The 16,590-nt window shown below is 73.8% G+C and carries 17 protein-coding genes; 13 read left to right on the top strand and 4 right to left on the bottom strand.

Translation table 11 applies throughout. From position 1 onward, the window contains the following. The first annotated feature begins 99 nt into the window (after positions 1–99). The 6 genes from EV384_RS31615 (at position 100) to EV384_RS31595 (ending at position 6,268) form a co-directional block, all read left to right on the top strand. The gene (locus tag EV384_RS31615) at positions 100–3,153 is read left to right on the top strand and encodes an Rne/Rng family ribonuclease (protein ID WP_130339155.1); all 3,054 of its coding nucleotides are present in this window, start codon (positions 100–102) and stop codon (positions 3,151–3,153) included. Between the two features lie 118 nt (positions 3,154–3,271). Further along, entirely contained in the window at positions 3,272–3,421 is a 150-nt protein-coding gene (locus EV384_RS35215) for a hypothetical protein (RefSeq protein WP_165440123.1), read from the top strand. A gap of 165 nt (positions 3,422–3,586) precedes the next feature. Further along, positions 3,587–3,901 carry a 50S ribosomal protein L21 gene (gene rplU, locus EV384_RS31610; RefSeq protein ID WP_067312477.1) on the top strand — a complete coding sequence of 105 codons (315 nt, stop codon included), beginning with the start codon at positions 3,587–3,589 and terminating at the stop codon, positions 3,899–3,901. A gap of 11 nt (positions 3,902–3,912) precedes the next feature. Continuing rightward, positions 3,913–4,170 (top strand): 50S ribosomal protein L27, encoded by a 258-nt coding sequence (gene rpmA, locus EV384_RS31605; protein ID WP_130339153.1) that lies wholly within the window; start codon positions 3,913–3,915, stop codon positions 4,168–4,170. A gap of 90 nt (positions 4,171–4,260) precedes the next feature. Continuing rightward, positions 4,261–5,748, top strand: a complete 1,488-nt coding sequence (obgE, locus tag EV384_RS31600; protein WP_130339151.1) for a GTPase ObgE — start codon at positions 4,261–4,263, stop codon at positions 5,746–5,748. Between the two features lie 70 nt (positions 5,749–5,818). Then, the gene (locus tag EV384_RS31595) at positions 5,819–6,268 is read left to right on the top strand and encodes a GNAT family N-acetyltransferase (RefSeq protein ID WP_130339149.1); all 450 of its coding nucleotides are present in this window, start codon (positions 5,819–5,821) and stop codon (positions 6,266–6,268) included. A gap of 34 nt (positions 6,269–6,302) precedes the next feature. Here the strand turns inward: EV384_RS31595 and EV384_RS31590 are convergent, their stop codons facing one another. Together EV384_RS31590 and EV384_RS31585 are read right to left on the bottom strand one after the other, a co-directional pair. Then, a complete protein-coding gene (locus EV384_RS31590) occupies positions 6,303–6,962 on the bottom strand; it encodes a DUF6766 family protein (RefSeq protein WP_130339147.1) in 660 nt (219 codons plus the stop codon). 125 nt (positions 6,963–7,087) lie between these two features. After that, positions 7,088–7,570, bottom strand: coding sequence for a DUF4383 domain-containing protein (locus EV384_RS31585; RefSeq protein WP_130339145.1), 483 nt, complete (start codon positions 7,568–7,570; stop codon positions 7,088–7,090). Positions 7,571–7,769: 199 nt separating this feature from the next. Here EV384_RS31585 and EV384_RS31580 point away from each other — a divergent pair, with 199 nt between their 5' ends. The 3 genes from EV384_RS31580 to EV384_RS31570 are packed head-to-tail and all read left to right on the top strand — an operon-like array spanning position 7,770 to position 9,707. After that, entirely contained in the window at positions 7,770–8,561 is a 792-nt protein-coding gene (locus EV384_RS31580) for a hypothetical protein (RefSeq protein ID WP_130339143.1), read from the top strand. Between the two features lie 31 nt (positions 8,562–8,592). After that, positions 8,593–9,060: a phage holin family protein gene (locus tag EV384_RS31575; RefSeq protein ID WP_130339141.1), complete on the top strand. Its 468-nt coding sequence runs from the start codon at positions 8,593–8,595 to the stop codon at positions 9,058–9,060. Beyond that, positions 9,057–9,707, top strand: a complete 651-nt coding sequence (locus EV384_RS31570) for a DUF3618 domain-containing protein (protein ID WP_130339139.1) — start codon at positions 9,057–9,059, stop codon at positions 9,705–9,707. Before EV384_RS31575 ends, EV384_RS31570 begins: the two co-directional genes overlap by 4 nt. 29 nt (positions 9,708–9,736) lie before the next feature. Here EV384_RS31570 and EV384_RS31565 read toward each other — a convergent pair whose 3' ends face one another. After that, positions 9,737–10,888: a glycosyltransferase family 2 protein gene (locus tag EV384_RS31565; protein ID WP_242624385.1), complete on the bottom strand. Its 1,152-nt coding sequence runs from the start codon at positions 10,886–10,888 to the stop codon at positions 9,737–9,739. 216 nt (positions 10,889–11,104) lie between these two features. Between EV384_RS31565 and EV384_RS31560 the strand changes: the two genes are divergently transcribed. Genes EV384_RS31560 through EV384_RS31545 form a run of 4 tightly spaced genes read left to right on the top strand, consistent with a single transcriptional unit; the run spans position 11,105 to position 15,156 of the window. Next, on the top strand, positions 11,105–11,644 hold the full coding sequence (locus tag EV384_RS31560) for an SRPBCC family protein (RefSeq protein WP_207232522.1): 540 nt from the start codon (positions 11,105–11,107) through the stop codon (positions 11,642–11,644). 43 nt (positions 11,645–11,687) lie between these two features. Continuing rightward, positions 11,688–12,230 (top strand): HPP family protein, encoded by a 543-nt coding sequence (locus EV384_RS31555; RefSeq protein WP_130339137.1) that lies wholly within the window; start codon positions 11,688–11,690, stop codon positions 12,228–12,230. A 3-nt stretch (positions 12,231–12,233) separates the two neighbouring features. Then, complete coding sequence (locus tag EV384_RS31550) at positions 12,234–14,696, top strand: molybdopterin oxidoreductase family protein (protein WP_130339135.1); 2,463 nt, start codon at positions 12,234–12,236, stop codon at positions 14,694–14,696. Position 14,697: 1 nt separating this feature from the next. After that, on the top strand, positions 14,698–15,156 hold the full coding sequence (locus EV384_RS31545; protein WP_130339133.1) for a hypothetical protein: 459 nt from the start codon (positions 14,698–14,700) through the stop codon (positions 15,154–15,156). Positions 15,157–15,163: 7 nt separating this feature from the next. Here the strand turns inward: EV384_RS31545 and EV384_RS31540 are convergent, their stop codons facing one another. Further along, a complete protein-coding gene (locus tag EV384_RS31540; protein WP_130339131.1) occupies positions 15,164–16,411 on the bottom strand; it encodes a cytochrome P450 in 1,248 nt (415 codons plus the stop codon). Between the last annotated feature and the right edge of the window lie 179 nt (positions 16,412–16,590).

The raw sequence follows: 16,590 nt of genomic DNA, 5'->3' as shown, positions 1-16,590 counted from the left end.
GCGGTCGCGCACCTCGCGCGCCCGGCGGAAACACTTTTGCGGCGACCCTGCGTGGCAGCGCTCACCCGCGCCCGGGGCAGCCAGAACTGGAGAACGTCCATGCTCGAGAACGAGCCCGAGGGCGGCGAACGGACCGGTTCACAGCCGGCCGGCGAAACCGCCGACACCAGCACCACCGACAGCACCACCGAGCCCAAGGCGCCGGCCCGCAAGCGGACCAGCCGCCGCCGGGCCGCCCCGCTGAACCAGCCGGAGCAGACCAACGCGCCGGCCGAGGCGCCAGCCGATGCCGGCACGACCACCGGCGAGGCGCCCCAGGCCGAGGTGTTCGCCCCGGTCGCGGGTGAGCTGGAGGCCGCCCCGAAGACCCCCCGGCGCCGCCGCAAGGCGACCACCGCCAAGGAGGCCGAGGAGCCCGTGGTCGCCGCCGCCGCCGAGGAGGCCTCCGAGGAGGTCGTCCCGCCGGTCAAGGTGACCCGCACGCGGCGGAGGAAGGCCGTCCCGCCGGCCGCCGAGCCGGAGGCCGTGGCCCCGGCCGCCGAGCCGACGGTCGAGCCGCACGCCGTCGCCGAGCCGCAGGCGGACACCGCGCCGACCCCGGCCGAGGAGACCGCCGAGGAGGAGGTCACCCCCGAGGGGGAGGCCGAGGAGACCGCGCAGCGGACCCCGGTGGCGGAGAGCGCCGCGGAGCCGACGCCGACCGCCTCGGGTGCCGCCGAGATCCCGCCGGCCGCCGAGGGCGCCACCGCGCCTCGGGCCGAGGACCGCACCGGCGACGTCGCCCCTGGCGCGGCCGTTCCGGGTGAGCAGCCGGCCGAGCAGCCGGAGCCGCGTACCCGCCGGCGGCGGGCCGCGCTCTCCGCGCCGACGGTGCTCTTCATGGCGCCGCAGCCGGAGGAGGCGCCCGTCGTCCGGGCCGCCGCGCCCGCGCCGGCCGCCGAGGAGCCGGTCGAGGAGCCCGTCGAGACCGGACGCCGTCGTCGGCGCGCCCGCCGCGAGGTGGAGCCGGCCGAGGTCGAGGTCGAGGTCGACGAGGAGCCCGCCGTCGAGGCCGAGGAGATCGGCGAGGCGGAGGACGAGGACGAGGAGAGCGCCGCGGCCCGTCGCCGCCGCCGTCGCGGCCGCCGGGGTCGCGGCCGGGGCAAGGGCGGCGCGGAGGACGCCGAGGACGAGGAGGCCGAGGAGGCCATCCAGGCCGAGAGCGCCGAGGCCGAGGCCGAGGAGGCCGAGGAGGCCGAGGAGGAGGGCGAGGGCGACGGGCTGACCCGCCGCCGGCGCCGCCGCCGCCGTCGGGGCGCCGGTGACGTGGAGGGCGGCGCCGAGGACGGCGTGCCCACCGTGGTCAAGATCCGTGAGCCGCGCCGGGCCGTCGACGAGGTGCAGGGCGTCTCCGGCTCGACCCGGCTGGAGGCCAAGCGGCAGCGCCGCCGGGACGGCCGGGAGCAGCGGCGTACCCGGCCGCCGATCCTGAGCGAGTCGGAGTTCCTGGCCCGCCGGGAAGCGGTCGACCGGGTGATGGCGGTCCGTCAGCGCGGCGACCGCACCCAGATCGCGGTCCTCGAGGACGGCGTGCTGGTCGAGCACTACGTCACCCGCAACTCCTCCGGCACCATGGCCGGCAACGTCTACCTGGGCAAGGTGCAGAACGTCCTGCCCAGCATGGAGGCGGCCTTCGTCGACATCGGGCGCGGCCGCAACGCCGTGCTCTACGCGGGCGAGGTCAACTGGGACACCACCGGCCTGGAGGGTCGGGCCCGCTCCATCGAGCACGCGCTCCGCTCCGGCGACTCGGTGCTGGTGCAGGTCACCAAGGACCCGATCGGGCACAAGGGCGCGCGGCTGACCAGCCACATCGCGCTCTCCGGCCGGCACCTGGTGTACGTGCCCAACGGCAACGCCTCCGGCATCAGCCGGAAGCTGCCGGACACCGAGCGCAAGCGGCTGCGCGACGTGCTCAAGAAGCTGGTTCCGGACGGCGCGGGCGTGATCGTGCGGACCGCCGCCGAGGGGGCGAGCGAGGACGAACTGGCCCGCGACGTCAAGCGGCTCCAGGCGCAGTGGGAGGACATCCAGGCCAAGGCGGCCGAGGGTGGCGCCCCGGTGCTGCTCTACGAGGAGCCGGACCTGGTCATCCGGGTCGTGCGGGACCTCTTCAACGAGGACTTCCGCGAGCTGGTGATCGAGGGCGAGCAGTCGTACGACATCGTCGAGTCGTACCTGTCGCACGTCTCGCCGGACCTGGTCGCCCGGCTGCGCCGGCACGCCGGCACCACCGACGTCTTCGCCGAGTACCGGATCGACGAGCAGATCCTCAAGGGGCTCGACCGCAAGGTCTTCCTCCCCTCGGGCGGTTCGCTGGTGATCGACCGGACCGAGGCGATGACGGTCATCGACGTCAACACCGGCAAGTACACCGGCTCCGGGGGCAATCTGGAGGAGACGGTCACCCGGAACAACCTGGAGGCGGCCGAGGAGATCGTCCGCCAGCTCCGGCTGCGCGACCTCGGCGGCATCGTGGTGATCGACTTCATCGACATGGTGCTGGAGTCGAACCGGGAGCTGGTGCTGCGCCGGCTCACCGAGTGCCTGGGCCGGGACCGCACCAAGCACCAGGTCACCGAGATCACGTCGCTCGGCCTGGTGCAGATGACCCGCAAGCGCATCGGCGCGGGCCTGCTCGATTCGTTCAGCGAGACCTGCGAGTGCTGCAAGGGTCGCGGCCTGATCATCCACACCGAGCCGGTGCCGGAGAAGCCGCGGGCCGGCGGCGCGGGGGAGAAGGTCAAGGCGGTCGCCTCGGCCGTCACCACCCCCGCCGCCGAGCAGGGCGGCACCGCCTCGTCGCGGCGCCGAGCCCGCAAGGCCGCCACGCCGGAGAAGACCGTGGCCGAGGTGACCGAGGCCACCGACACCGAGGTGCCGACGGAGCCGGACTACCACGACACGATGGGCTACGACCTGTCCCGGTACGAGAGCGAGACGCCGGCCGCCCCGGCGGTCGCCGACAGCCAGGAGGGCGAGTCGGCCCGGCTGGCCGCGGCGGACGATCCGGACGCGCTGGGCGACGGCGAGGCCGACGAGGAGGGCGCCGAGGGCGGCACCGGCCGGCGGCGCTCCCGTCGCGGCGGCGCCCGTCGGCGTACCCGGCCGTGAGGCGCTGACCTGCGCGAAGTCTGACAGGGCCCCTTCCCCGGCAACAGTGTCCGGTGGGAGGGGCTCTGCCGTCCCCACGGCCCCCGGCCCGACGGCGGCTCCTCGGACAGGAGGAGACATGCGTCGCCCGCTCGCGGCCACGATGGTGGCCGCCGTCCTGCTGACCGGCGCGGGCTGCGCCGACGGGAACGACTCCGACCCCTTCGGAGTGGGCTTCGCCTCGTTCGACCGCCTCCAGCAGCGCCTCGACGAGCTCTGCCCGCGCTGACCAGCGGCCCGGTTTGGGCGGCGGGCCGGGTATGGCGTACGCTTGCCTGCGGCGCACTTTGGTGTGCCGAGTTCCCGCGTGCCCGCGCCGCCGGTGTCACTGCTACCCGGCGAGTTGCCGTGGGAACGACCGCCAGCAGCCTCAACGACAGGGAGTCCGCCTCCGATGTACGCGATCGTCAAGACCGGCGGCAAGCAGTACAAGGTCGCCGAGGGCGACGTGATCGAGGTCGAGAAGCTCACCGGTGCCCCCGGTGACGCGGTGAAGCTCACCGCGGTGCTCCTCGTCGACGGTGACGACCTGGTGACCGACGCGGCGAAGCTTGCCAAGGTCGCGGTGTCCGGCGAGATCGCCGCGCACACCAAGGGCCCGAAGATCCGGATCCACAAGTTCAAGAACAAGACCGGCTACCACAAGCGCCAGGGTCACCGCCAGCCGCTGACCCAGGTCAAGGTGACCGGCATCTCCAGCGGGAAGTAGGTCGTCCTCCAATGGCTCACAAAAAGGGTGCGTCCAGCTCGCGTAACGGCCGTGACTCCGCGGCCCAGCGACTCGGCGTGAAGCGCTTCGGTGGTCAGGTCGTCAGCGCGGGTGAGATCCTCATCCGTCAGCGTGGCACCAAGTTCCACCCCGGTGACCTGGTCGGCCGTGGCGGCGACGACACGCTGTTCGCGCTGGCTGCCGGCTCGGTCCAGTTCGGCACCAAGCGCGGTCGCAAGACCGTCAGCATCGTGGTGCCGCAGCAGTAGTTCTCCGGCGAAGCGGGCCGCGGACCTCGTGTCCCGGCCCGCTTCGTCTTTTCTCACGCGGGGGTGGACCCCGCTGGAAGGATTGGCGTCGTGACGACGTTCGTTGACCGGGTCGTCCTGCACATGCAGGCCGGCGACGGCGGGCACGGCTGTGTCTCCATCCACCGGGAAAAGTTCAAGCCCTTCGGCGGGCCCGACGGCGGCAACGGCGGGCACGGCGGCAGCGTCTCGCTGGTCGTCGACGCGCAGGTGACCACGCTGCTCGACTTCCACTTCCGCCCGCACCTCAAGGCCGAGAACGGCAAGGGTGGCGCCGGCTCGAACCGGGACGGGGCCAACGGCCACGACCTGATCATCAAGGTGCCGAACGGCACCGTGGTGCAGAGCCTCGACGGTGAGGTGCTGGCCGACCTGGTCGGCGCGGGCACCACCTTCGAGGTGGCCCGCGGCGGGCGCGGCGGGCGGGGCAACGCCTCGCTGGCCAACGCCCGGCGCAAGGCCCCCGGCTTCGCCGAGCTGGGTGAGCCCGGTGACCGGCTGGACGTGGTGCTGGAGCTGAAGAGCGTCGCCGACGTCGGCCTGGTCGGTTTTCCGTCGGCCGGCAAGTCCTCGCTGATCTCGGTGATCTCCGCCGCGAAGCCGAAGATCGCCGACTACCCCTTCACCACCCTGGTCCCGAACCTCGGCGTGGTCCGGGTGGACAACCACACCTTCACCGTCGCCGACGTGCCGGGCCTGATCCCGGGCGCGGCGACCGGCAAGGGCCTGGGGCTGGAGTTCCTCCGCCACGTCGAGCGCTGCGCCGTGCTGGTGCACGTGGTCGACACGGCGACGCTGGAGCCCGGCCGGGACCCGCTCGCCGACATCGACACCATCGAGGCGGAGCTGTCCGAGTACGGCGGCCTGGCCGACCGGCCCCGGCTGGTGGCGCTCAACAAGATCGACGTACCGGACGGGCGGGACCTCGCCGAGATCGTCCGGCCGGACCTGGAGGCGCGCGGTTTCCGGGTCTTCGAGGTCTCCACGGCCACCCGCGAGGGGCTCAAGGAGCTGATGTTCGCGATGGCCGAGGTGGTCGAGCAGGCCCGCAGGGCGGCGCCGCCGGCCGAGCCGACCCGGATCGTGATCCGCCCGAAGGCGGTCGACGACACCGGCTTCACCATCGAGGTGGAGGAGGACGGCTCGTTCACCGTCCGGGGCGTCCGGCCGGAGCGCTGGGTGCGGCAGACGAACTTCGACAACGACGAGGCCGTCGGCTTCCTGGCCGACCGGCTGGCCCGCCTGGGCGTCGAGGAGAAGCTGGCCAAGGCCGGCGCCGACCCCGGCGACCTGGTGCGGATCGGCGAGCGGGAGTTCGACTGGCAGCCGACCCTCTACGCCGGGGTGGACTTCGTCCCGGGCAACCGGGGCACCGACATCCGGCTGGAGGAGAAGTCGACCCGCGCCTCGGCGGCGGAGCGGCTGGCCGCCCGCAAGGCCCGCCGGCGGCGTCCCGAGGACGCGCTGGAGGCCGGCGGCCTCGACGCGGACCTCTCCGACGACCTGGACGACGACGACCTGGACGACGACGACGAATAGCTCGGCTCCGTCCGTGTTCGGGTCGTTGGCCGGAAACCTCCGCGAAATCCGCCCGGCTTAACGTGACGTGATGCTGATCGAATCCCGTCCCGCCACCGATCCCGAGATCGCCGCCCTGGTCACGGCGCAGCAGCGCGAGCTGCGGGCGGCCGACGGCGGGCTGGACGGGCAGGCGACGCTGACCCACGACGACATCCACTACCTGGCGGCGGTGGTCGGCGGGCGGGCCGTCGGCTGCGGTGGCCTCCAGGCCCTGGACGGCGACACCGGGGAGCTGAAGCGGATGTACGTCCGCCCGGCGTACCGGGGGCGGGGCATCGCGCGCCAGCTGCTGGCCGCCCTGGAGGAGCTGGCCTTCCAGCGCGGACACGCCGTGGTCTGCCTGGAGACCGGGACGTACCTGCCGGCCGCGATCGGGCTCTACAGCTCCTGCGGGTACGAGCCCATCCCGGTCTACGGCGAGTACGTCGGCAACCCGTACAGCGTCTGCTTCGCCAAGCGGCTGCCCGTCGCCGCCTGACGGCGGCCGACCGGGGCGGCGGTGGCGCCCCCGGTCAGGCGCCGGTCTGGGCGTGGGCGGCGGTGACCGGCTTCGACTCGGGGCTGGCGTGCTGCCGCAGCACGATGCTGAGCAGGATCAGCACGCCGACGGCGAGGAACTCGCTCTGCCAGTTCTGCATGGACTGGAACCAGAAGTCGCTGGTGGAGAGGAACTGCCAGGCGCTGATCGGGGCGGCCCCGCTCTCCAGCGCCTGCTCCTGGTTGTACTCCGCCACGCCGCCGAAGAGGTGGCCGAGGAACGCCCCGGCGAAGATCAGCAGCAGCGCCAGGGAGAGGCTGTTGCGGTAGACGGCGAGGGGGAGCCCGCCGACGCGGACCGGCCAGGGCGAGTCCGGCTTGGCCCGGCGCGCGTCGTCGTCGGGCCGGTCGGTCTGGCCCTCGGGCTTCGACTCGGCCGAGCCCTTCTGCACCAGGTACGCGGTGAGCAGCACGTAGCCGCCCATCTGGAGGAACTCCGACTCCCAGTTCTCGAAGACCGCCTCGGCGAAGTGCCCGGTGCCGAGGTACGCCCACCAGCTCAGCGGGGCCGCGCCGTACTGCGCCAACTCCTCGTTGTGGACCTGCCAGCCGAACACGCTCTGCATCACCAGGAAGATCAGGAACGCGCCGAGCATCGCGGCCGTGAGCGCGTTCTCCCGCAACCACCGTGGCATGGCAGGGCCTCCTCGTCCGTCGGGGTCAACCCCGTGGTGACTCTCCGTTGCCCCAGGCGAGGATTAGGCAAACTCTGTGCCCGGCGTGTCGGGTCATTGATCACCCGGCCGGGTGAAGGCGCAGGTCAGGGGCGGTCGATCGGGGTGTCCAGCCGGCCGCCGGTGCCGACGTCGTTGGAGAGCAGCAGCCCCACCACGAGCATCCCGAAGCCGAGGAACAGGTGCAGCCAGTTGTCCGCGTCGTTGAAGGGCACGAAGTTGGCCGCGGTCTCCCGGTCGATCGCGAAGCCGTACAGCCAGAGGCCCAGGTAGACGGCGCCGCCGCCGGCCAGGAAGAGCCGGGCCCCGGCGATCCGACGGGCGAGCACCAGCCCGACCAGGCCGGAGAGCAGGTGCAGCAGGTTGAGCAGGATCGACACCTGGAACAGGCCGAGCAGCTTCGCCTCCGAGTGGTGCCCGGCGAAGGCCAGGTCACCGTAGTGCGTGGTGACCCCGGGGATGAACCCGAGCACGCCGAGCAGGACGAAGAGGGCAGCCACCGCGGCGGCGACCGCCTGGATCCGGGGCTTCGGGCCGGCCGGGGCGCGTCCGCGCACGTCACGTGCCATCGCTGTCACCTCCGTGGAGCAGCCGCCGCCCGGGACCGGACGACCCTCCATTGTGTGATCGCGGCGGGGCACTTCCGCAGAGAAATGACGAATCAGGCATGGACCCGGCGACCGGGGGTAGGTGAAAGGTCACGCCGACAGCACGTCGGCGTGATCCCCCCAGCACAACCGCTACGACCATCCGAGCGGAAGGGTAGTCATGACTTACGATCTCTCACCCACGTCCTCCACCTACGGGCAGGAGTCGACCAATGGCGGCGTCCGCGACCAGGCCCGCCAGGTCGGCTCGGAGGCCGCGAACGCGGGCGGCGCGGTCGCGCAGACCGCCAAGGAGCAGGGCAGGGAGGTGGTGGGCGAGGCGAAGCGCCAGGCCCGCAACCTCTACGGCGAGGCCCGCAACCAGGTCGCCACCCAGACCAGCCAGCAGCAGCAGCGCGCCGCCGGCGGGCTCCGCTCGCTGGCCGAGGAGATGCGCTCGATGGCGCAGAACAGCGGTCAGCCCGGCCCGGTGACCGAGCTGGCCCACCAGGCCGCCGACCGGGTGCACGGCGTGGCCGGGTGGCTGGAGCAGCGCGAGCCGGGCGACATCCTCAACGAGGTGAAGGGCTACGCCCGCCGCAACCCGGGCACCTTCCTGGTCGGCGCCGCCGTCCTCGGCGTGCTCGCCGGCCGGCTGACCAAGAACATCGCCGCCACCGGCGACAACGACGCGTCCCGCCGGGCGTACGGCCCGGGCTACGACCCGGACCGGACCGCGGTCATCCCGACCTCGCGCGCGGTGCCGGAGGCCGTCCCGCCGGGCGGCTACCTCGACCCCACGCCGGGCAGCTACGCCGACCCGCAGACCGGCTACGCCGAGCCGGGCGGCTACACCGATCCGACCCGGGGTGGCTACGCCGACCCGCAGACCGGCACCGGCCAGCCGCTGCCGCCGGTGAGCCAGACCGACCCGCTGCCGGGTGTGCCGTCGAGCGGCGTCACCCGTCCGTGAGCGGCCGATCCGTCAGAAGGGAGGCGACGGCATGACCATGCCGACGCAGGGGTCCGGACTGGACTCCGGTTACCACGCGGAGACGGGCGCGCCGCACACCGCGGACGAGGTCCGGGGGAGCTCCCTCGGTGAGCTGATGCGCTCCGTCACCACCGATCTCTCCACGCTGATGCGGCAGGAGGTCGAGCTGGCCAAGGCGGAGATCCGCCAGGAGGGCAAAAAGGCGGGCAAGGCCGCCGGGCTCTTCGGCGGCGCGGGCTTCGGCGGTTACATGGTGGCGCTGTTCCTCTCGATCGCGCTCTGGGCCGGGCTGTCCAACGTGATGGACGCCGGCTGGGCCGCGCTGATCGTGGCCGTCATCTGGGCGGTCATCGCCGCGGTCCTCTACTCCATGGCCAAGAAGAACGCCGAGCGGATTCGCGGCCTCAAGCAGACCAACGACAGCGTGCAGCGCATCCCCGACGCGCTCAAGCCGCACCCGGAGGGAGTCACCCGATGAGCACCGACCCCGACCAGATCCGCCGGGAGATCGAGGCCACCCGTAACAGCCTCAGCTCGGACGTGGACGCGCTGGCGTACAAGGTCAGCCCGAGCCGCATCGTCGACGACCGTAAGCAGCGGGCGCGCAACGCGCTCCAGAATGTGAGGGACAAGGTCATGGGAAGCGCCTCGGACTACGGCCACAGCACCGGTCACGCCGCCCACTCGGTGGCCGACCACGCCTCCTCGGCGGCCTCCAACGTCGGCGACAAGGCGCACGCCGCCGCCTCCACCGTCGGCGATGCCGCCCAGCGGGCCCCCCAGGTGCTGCGGGAGAAGTCGGAGGGCAACCCGCTGGCCGCCGGCCTGATCGCGTTCGGCGTCGGCATGCTGGCCTCCTCGCTGATCCCGGCCACCCGCCGCGAGCAGCAGGTGGCGACGCAGGTCAAGGAGAAGGCCGGCGAGCACGCCGGCGCGGTGAAGGAGAAGCTGGGCGAGGTCGCCGGCGAGCTCCGGGACGAGCTGCGCGAGCCGGCCCAGCACGCCACCGAGTCGGTGAAGTCCACCGCCCAGGACGCCGTGCACGCGGTCAAGGACGACACGAAGTCGGCCGCGCAGGACGTCAAGGACACCGCACAGCAGTCCCGCGACCAGGTCCGGTACTGACCAGGCTCCTCGTACGCCGCAGCTCGCGGTCACTCCCGGTCCGCCGGGGAGTGGCCGCGAGCTGTCGCGTGTGCGGGGACATCTCGCCCGCCGGCCTCCACCCACAGCGCCAGGTCACCGGGGCCGTTCCCGGCCAGCCGGCGGCGCAGCGTCCGGCTGGAGTGCGCGGCGTCGCGCAGCCGCGCGTCCGCGTAGGGCACGCCGCCGCGCCACCGCCGGCCCAGCGCGAGCCAGGAGCAGAGCCCGCGCTCCAGCAGCCAGAGCGGGGCGGCCAGCGTGGTGTGCGCCGGGAAGACCCGGGCGCCGCCGGCCCGCCGGCGGCCCAGCTCGGCGACGGCCACCGTGGCGACGGCGGTGCGCAGCAGCAGGCCGGGCCGGCGGGCGGCCAGCGCGGCCACCACGCCCGGCAGCACCGCCAGCGCGGCCACCAGCCGGAGCGGCTGGGCCTGGTCGTCGTACGCCTGCCGGATCCGCTGCGCGCGGAAGTGCCCGGCGGTCGGCGGGAGCCGGCGTACGTGCAGCCAGGCGGGGGTCGCCGTGCCGCCCCCGTACGCCCGCACGGTGCGGACCAGCTCCAGGTTCTCGAAGAGGACGTCCGGGTCGTACCCGCCCATGGCGCGGAAGGTGCTCCGGCGCACCGCCACGGTGCCCGGCCAGTCGCCGCCGAACGCCCGGTTGAGCAGGGTCCGGCCGGTGTCCCACCAGGCGTGCCAGGGCAGCGGGTCGAAGTGGTTCTGCGGCCGGACCAGGTCGACCCGGTCCAGCAGCGCGTGCACCGCGCGCAGCCCGGCCTCGTCGTACCGGACATCGTCGTCGGCGATCACCACGTGTTCGTGCCGGGCCAGGCCGAGCCCGGTCAGCACCCCGAGCGCCTTGCCGTTGGCGCCGCGCAGCGCGGGGTCGGGCGGGACGTGCCGGACCAGGTCCCGCCAGGCGGCGGCGTGCCGGGCGAAGAGCTCCGGCGGGGAGCCGTCGACCACGGTGACGTCCACCAACAGGGCGAGGTCGCGCAGGTGGTCGGTCAGCCCGGTCAGGCCGCTGTCGTCGGACCGCCGCAGCGGCAGGACGTACTCGACGGGGAGCCGACCGGGCCGCGGGCCGCCGCCCGGCGCGGTGGCCGCGGGACCGGCGACCGGGGCCCGCGCGATCCCCGCGTGCTGGTCGCGGGCCGGGGCGCTCACGCCGCACCCGGGGCGGACGGGGCGGTCGCCCGGCGGCCGGCGTGCTGGCCGGGTCCACGGTGATCGAAGGTCATGCTGCCTCCCAGAGGAACGCGGGGACGGGGCCGGCGGATGCCCTAATTTCCGCCAATCAAACCGATTTGTCGTTTCGACGCCTCCGTGCCGGGTAGCGGGGTGCGGGCGGCCATTCCTGGACGTCCGGGTGGAGGAGACGTGATGACCAGCAGAGGAACGAGGTGGGCGCTGGCGGGCGCGGCCGTGGCGGCCGCGGTCGGTGTCGGCCGGATGGTGGCCCGGCGGCGGCGTCCGCTCCAGGCCGAGCGGGCGGACGGCTGGTACGTGGTCCAGCGGGGGATCACCGTGGACCGCCCGATGGACGCCGTGATCGGCTTCTGGACCGACCGGGAACGGCTGGACCGGGCGTTGGCCGAGTGGGCGACCCTGGAGCAGCTCGACGACAACCGGTGGCGCTGCGTGGCGAGCGACCCGGCCGGCGGCGGCACCGAGTGGCGCGCCGAACTCACCGTCGACGGCCCGGGCCGGCTGAGCTGGCGGGTCATCGAGGGGCCGGTGGTCCAGCAGGGGCAGGCCGAGCTGGTCCCCGCCCCGCAGGACCGGGGCACCGAGATCCGGGCCGAGCTGCGCTGGCGGTCCAACCCGGTCCGCCGGGCCCTGGGGCGGACCACCGGCCACGACCCGGAGGTGGGGCTGCGGGACACGCTGCGCCGGATCAAGTCGCTGGTCGAGGCCGCCTGACGCGGTCGATTCGTTCGCGGGCGGCGGGGGTACAGCAGTCGTCATGCCCGCGCAGAACGAGGAGAACCCGTCCCGTGCCGGCACCGCCAGCAGAGCCTTCGCCGGCAGCGGCGTCGCCCTGGTGGTGGCCGGCACGGTCGCCCTGTTGACCCGGCAGCCGTGGCTCTTCCCCAGCCTCGGCCCGGCGGTCATGCTGCACGTCGAGCAGCCCGACAAGCCCGAGTCGTCACCGCGCAACACCGTCATCGGGCACCTGGTGGCGCTGCTCGCCGGGTACGCCCTGCTGGTGCTGACCGGGCTCGCCGACCACCGGTCGGCGCTCCAGGAGGGCGTCTCGGTGCCCCGGATCATCGCGGCCGCGGGCTCCCTCGCGGTCACCGCCGCGGTGCTGGTGCTGCTGAACGCCGCGCACCCGCCGGCCGGCGCCACCACCCTGATCGTCAGCCTGGGGCTGCTGCGTACCCCCACCCAGCTGGTGACCGCGTTCGCCGCCGTGCTGCTGGTGACCCTGGTCGACTGGCTGTTCAACCGGGCCACCGGCCGGCCGGCGCCGCCGTGGCGGGCATCGTCGTTCAAGGAGGGCTGAGCGATGGTGGACCGGATCGCGGACCCGTGGGGGCCACGCACCCCGTACGGGCCGGGTGACCGGTGGCCGGTGCGGGTGGACAGCTTCCTCGCCGACGGCCACACCGAGGCGGACGTGCAGCGCTGGGTGCCGTCCGCGTCGATCCTGCACTCCAACGGCGACGCGATGGACATCGCGGTGGTCGACGACCGGATCGTCGGCGTCCGGGGCCGGGCCGGCGACCGGATCAACCACGGCCGGGTCGACCCGAAGGACCTCTACGGCTGGCAGGCCAACCACAGCCCGGACCGGCTGCGCCGGCCGCTGGTCCGCGAGGGCGACCGCCTGGTGGAGACCGACTGGGACACCGCGATGGGCCGGATCGTGGCCCGGTCGAAGGAGCTGCTGGACGGCCCGGGCGGCTGGGGACACTTCGGGTTCTACACCAGCGGGCAGCTCTTCCTCGAGGAGTACTACACGCTCGGGGTGATCGGGAAGGCGGGGCTCGGCACCCCGCACATGGACGGCAACACCCGGCTCTGCACCGCCACCGCCGCCGCCGCGCTGAAGGCGTCCTTCGGCACCGACGGGCAGCCCGGGTCGTACACCGACGTGGACCACTGCGACGCGATCGCGCTCTGGGGGCACAACGTCGCGGAGACCCAGACCGTGCTCTGGATGCGGATGCTGGACCGGCGGCGCGGGCCGAACCCGCCGGCGATGCTCGCCGTCGACCCGCGCGCCACGCCGGTGGCCCGGGAGGCCGACGTGCACCTGGCGCTGCGCAACGGCACCAACCTGGCGCTGCTCAACGGCCTGCTCCGCGAGCTGATCCGCCGCGGCTGGTACGACGAGGAGTACGTCCGGGCGCACACCGTCGGCTTCGACGAGCTGTGCAAGGTGGTGGAGGACTACCCGGTCGCCAAGGTGGCGGAGATCTGCGACCTGCCGGCACGGCAGATCGAGCAGGCCGCCGAGCTGCTGGGCCAGTCGCAGCGGCTGCTCTCCACCGTGCTCCAGGGCTTCTACCAGTCCAACCAGGCCACCGCCGCGGCCTGCCAGGTGAACAACCTGCACCTGATCCGCGGCATGATCGGCCGGCCCGGGGCCGGGATCTACCAGATGAACGGCCAGCCGACCGCGCAGAACAACCGGGAGTGCGGCGCCGACGGCGACCTGCCCGGCCTGCGCAACTGGGAGAACCCGGAGCACGTCGCGGAGCTGGCCCGGCTCTGGAACGTCGAGGTGGACACCATCCCGCACTGGGCGCCGCCGACCCACGCCATGCAGATCTTCCGGTACGCCGAGCAGGGTTCGATCAAGCTGCTCTGGATCTCCGCCACCAACCCGGCGGTCTCCCTGCCTGACCTGGCCCGGGTCCGCCGGATCCTGACGAAGCCGGAGCTGTTCCTGGTGGTGCAGGACCTCTTCCTGACCGAGACCGCCGAGCTGGCCGACGTGGTCCTGCCGGCGGCCACCTGGGGTGAGAAGACCGGCACCTTCACCAGCGTCGACCGGACCGTGCACATCTCCGACAAGGCCGTCGACCCGCCCGGTGAGGCCCGCCCCGACCTGGACATCTTCCTCGACTACGCGCGCCGGATGGACTTCCGTGACTCCGACGGGGCGCCGCTGATCAAGTGGTCCGATCCGGAGTCCGCGTTCGAGGCGTGGCAGGAGTGCTCGCGGGGTCGGCCCTGCGACTACACCGCGATCACGTACGAGCGGCTGCGCGCCGGCGGCATCCAGTGGCCGTGCACCGAGGAGCGCCCGGACGGCACCGAGCGGCTCTACACCGACGGGGTCTTCAACACCGACCCGGACTACTGCGAGTCGTACGGCCACGACCTGGCCACCGGGGCGGAGCTGCTGCCCGACGAGTACCGGGCCAAGGAGCCGCGCGGGCGGGCGTTCCTGCACGCGACGCCGTACCAGCCGTCGCCGGAGGTGCCGAGCGACGACTACCCGCTGCTGCTCACCACCGGCCGCACCGTCTACCAGTTCCACACCAGGACCAAGACCGGGCGCGCACCGCAGCTCGCGCACGCCGCGCCCGAGGCCTGGGTGGAGCTCAGCCCGGCCGACGCCGGGCCGCTCGGTGTCGGGGAGGGGGACCTGGTCCGGGTCGAGTCACCGCGCGGCGCCGTCCGCGCCCGGGCCCGGATCTGCGGGGTACGCCCCGGCGTGGTCTTCCTCCCCTTCCATTACGGCTACTGGGACGCCGCCGGCCCCGCGGGGCCCGGGCCCGGCGCTGCCGGCGGCGGCCGGCACGACCGGGCCGCGAACGAGTTGACCGTCACCGCCTGGGACCCGGTCTCCAAGCAGCCGATCTTCAAGGTCGCCGCGGTGCGGGTGGTGAAGGAGGCGGACTCCGGGGGCCGCCCCTCGCCCGCGCCCACCGTCGGCGGCTCCGCGCCGCCCGAGGGATCGGGCATCCCGGCCACCGTCGGCGGGCCGGCCGCCGAGGCACCGTCGAGGGGGGAGTGAGATGCACCTGTCGCACTATCTCGGGCTGCTGCACAAGGCCCAGGCCCGCCTCGGCGACGCCTTCACCGAGGTCGGCGCGGCGCACCGGGACGAGCCGGACGTCTTCCACACCTGCGGGCGGCTGGCCGCCCAGTGCCGTGAGCACGCGGAGAAGCTGGCCCCGTTCGCCCGCCGGTACGCCGAGGACGCCCCGGCGGAACCGGACCGGCTGCACTCGGAGCTCTTCTCCGGCACCCGCTCCGGCGGGCTCGGGCTGCTCCGCGACCTGCAGGACCTCTACCTGATGGCGGCGGAGTGCGACATCTGCTGGACGGTGGTCGGCCAGGCCGCGTACGGGGCCCGGGACACCGACCTGCTGGCGGTGGTGAAGTCCTGCGAGCAGGAGACGGCGATCCAGCTCAAGTGGCTGCGTACCCGGATGAAGCAGGCCGCCCCCCAGGCGCTGGTGGTGGCGGAGTGAGCCCGACTCACGCGGTGCGCCGGACGCCGTCGATCAGAAAGCCGCTCGGCGGCAGGGCGGGCATCCGGCTCAGGCTGAGCGCCAGGTCCTGCGGCGGCACCCGGTAGCTCATGGCGGTGGTCAGGTTGGTCACCGCGCGCTTCATCAGCTCGATGGTGATCCACTCCCCGGCGCAGCGGTGGCCGGTGAGGTGGTCCCCGCCGCCCTGCGGGACGAGGCTGAGCGGGTCGCCGCGCCAGCCGGCGAACCGGTCGGGCCGGAACTGCTCCGGCCCCGGCCACAGCTCCGGGTGGTGGTTGGTGCCATAGAGGTCGAGCAGCACCCGCCGTCCCTGGGGGAAGTGGTGCCCCGCCCACTCGAAGGGGCGCCGGACCCGGGCCGCCGCCACCGCGAAGAAGGGGTAGTAGCGGCGTACCTCCTGCACGAAGCTCTCGGTGGCCGCCTCGTCGCCGCGGACCCGCTCCCGCCACCCGGGGTGGTCGTGCAGCGCCAGCGCGGCGAAGACCACGAAGCGGCCCACGGCGACGGTCGGGCGGATGACGTTCAGCAGGTCGACCGCGGCGATCCGGCGGGGCAGCGGGAGGCCCCGGTCGTCCCGGTGCTCGGCGATCACCCGCAGTGCGCTGCCCTCCGGGGCGGGCAGGGTGCCCGCCCGGGCGCGGTCGACGACGTCGCCGGCCCACCGTTCGCCGTGGCGGCGGCCGAGCAGACCCCGCCAGTACCGGGGGCCGACCGCGGCCGGTGCCTCGATCATCGCGTGCAGCTCGGCGGTCCGCCGGGCCACGTCCGAGTCGGCCAGCGGCACCCCGGCCCAGGCGCAGACCGCGCGGGTGAGCATCCGGGCGACCTCGTCGTGGAGCACCACCGGGCCGGAGCGTTCCCAGGCCGGGATCCGGGCCCGCCACTCGTCGTCGATGAGCTGGCCGAGCTGGCGGATCGCGACCGGCGTCATGACCGACATCAGCATCGCCTTCCGCGCCCGGTGCGCGGCGTCGTCCAGCCCCTGCACCCCGCCGACCCCGGTGAGCGTCCGCTGCGCGCGCATCGGCATGGCCCCCCGCCGGCGGAAGCGCTCGTTGTCGTAGAAGAGCTCCGCGGCGGGGCGGCCGCGCAGGCAGATGGTCGGTTCCAGCAGCAGCCGGGTCTGGAAGATGTCGCTGCCGTACCGCTCGCAGCGGTCGCCGATGAACCGGTAGCCCTCCCGGAGGAACGCCAGCGTGCTGTCCGGGCTGCGGTCGACGGGAATGCTGCTCATCTGCTGCTCCTGACCTGGTCGGCAGCGGCTCGGCCGCCTGCGTCTACCCACGCACAGCCGGCTGAACCGCCCATCATCACCGAATTCACAACCCCTGGGAGGGGCCAGTCGGCGCTCGTCGCGCTGGCCCCTCCCAGGGCGACGGAAACCTGTTTGGCTGCCGGAACGAGAGGCCGGCC

It is taken from the genome of Micromonospora kangleipakensis (genome assembly GCF_004217615.1).
GTDB classification, from domain to species: domain Bacteria; phylum Actinomycetota; class Actinomycetes; order Mycobacteriales; family Micromonosporaceae; genus Micromonospora; species Micromonospora kangleipakensis.
This window is presented reverse-complemented; position numbering and strand designations above follow the sequence as displayed.

Bases quoted from the DNA above. Each gene is read 5' to 3' on its own strand.
- EV384_RS31545 (WP_130339133.1), top strand. From the start codon at position 14,698: ATGCACCTGTCGCACTATCTCGGGCTGCTGCACAAGGCCCAGGCCCGC.
- EV384_RS31580 (WP_130339143.1), top strand. From the start codon at position 7,770: ATGACTTACGATCTCTCACCCACGTCCTCCACCTACGGGCAGGAGTCG.
- EV384_RS31570 (WP_130339139.1), top strand. From the start codon at position 9,057: ATGAGCACCGACCCCGACCAGATCCGCCGGGAGATCGAGGCCACCCGT.
- rpmA (WP_130339153.1), top strand. From the start codon at position 3,913: ATGGCTCACAAAAAGGGTGCGTCCAGCTCGCGTAACGGCCGTGACTCC.
- EV384_RS31555 (WP_130339137.1), top strand. From the start codon at position 11,688: ATGCCCGCGCAGAACGAGGAGAACCCGTCCCGTGCCGGCACCGCCAGC.
- EV384_RS31595 (WP_130339149.1), top strand. From the start codon at position 5,819: ATGCTGATCGAATCCCGTCCCGCCACCGATCCCGAGATCGCCGCCCTG.
- rplU (WP_067312477.1), top strand. From the start codon at position 3,587: ATGTACGCGATCGTCAAGACCGGCGGCAAGCAGTACAAGGTCGCCGAG.
- EV384_RS35215 (WP_165440123.1), top strand. From the start codon at position 3,272: ATGCGTCGCCCGCTCGCGGCCACGATGGTGGCCGCCGTCCTGCTGACC.
- EV384_RS31540 (WP_130339131.1), bottom strand. From the start codon at position 16,411: ATGAGCAGCATTCCCGTCGACCGCAGCCCGGACAGCACGCTGGCGTTC.
- EV384_RS31590 (WP_130339147.1), bottom strand. From the start codon at position 6,962: ATGCCACGGTGGTTGCGGGAGAACGCGCTCACGGCCGCGATGCTCGGC.
- EV384_RS31585 (WP_130339145.1), bottom strand. From the start codon at position 7,570: ATGGCACGTGACGTGCGCGGACGCGCCCCGGCCGGCCCGAAGCCCCGG.
- EV384_RS31550 (WP_130339135.1), top strand. From the start codon at position 12,234: ATGGTGGACCGGATCGCGGACCCGTGGGGGCCACGCACCCCGTACGGG.
- EV384_RS31560 (WP_207232522.1), top strand. From the start codon at position 11,105: ATGACCAGCAGAGGAACGAGGTGGGCGCTGGCGGGCGCGGCCGTGGCG.
- EV384_RS31575 (WP_130339141.1), top strand. From the start codon at position 8,593: ATGACCATGCCGACGCAGGGGTCCGGACTGGACTCCGGTTACCACGCG.
- EV384_RS31615 (WP_130339155.1), top strand. From the start codon at position 100: ATGCTCGAGAACGAGCCCGAGGGCGGCGAACGGACCGGTTCACAGCCG.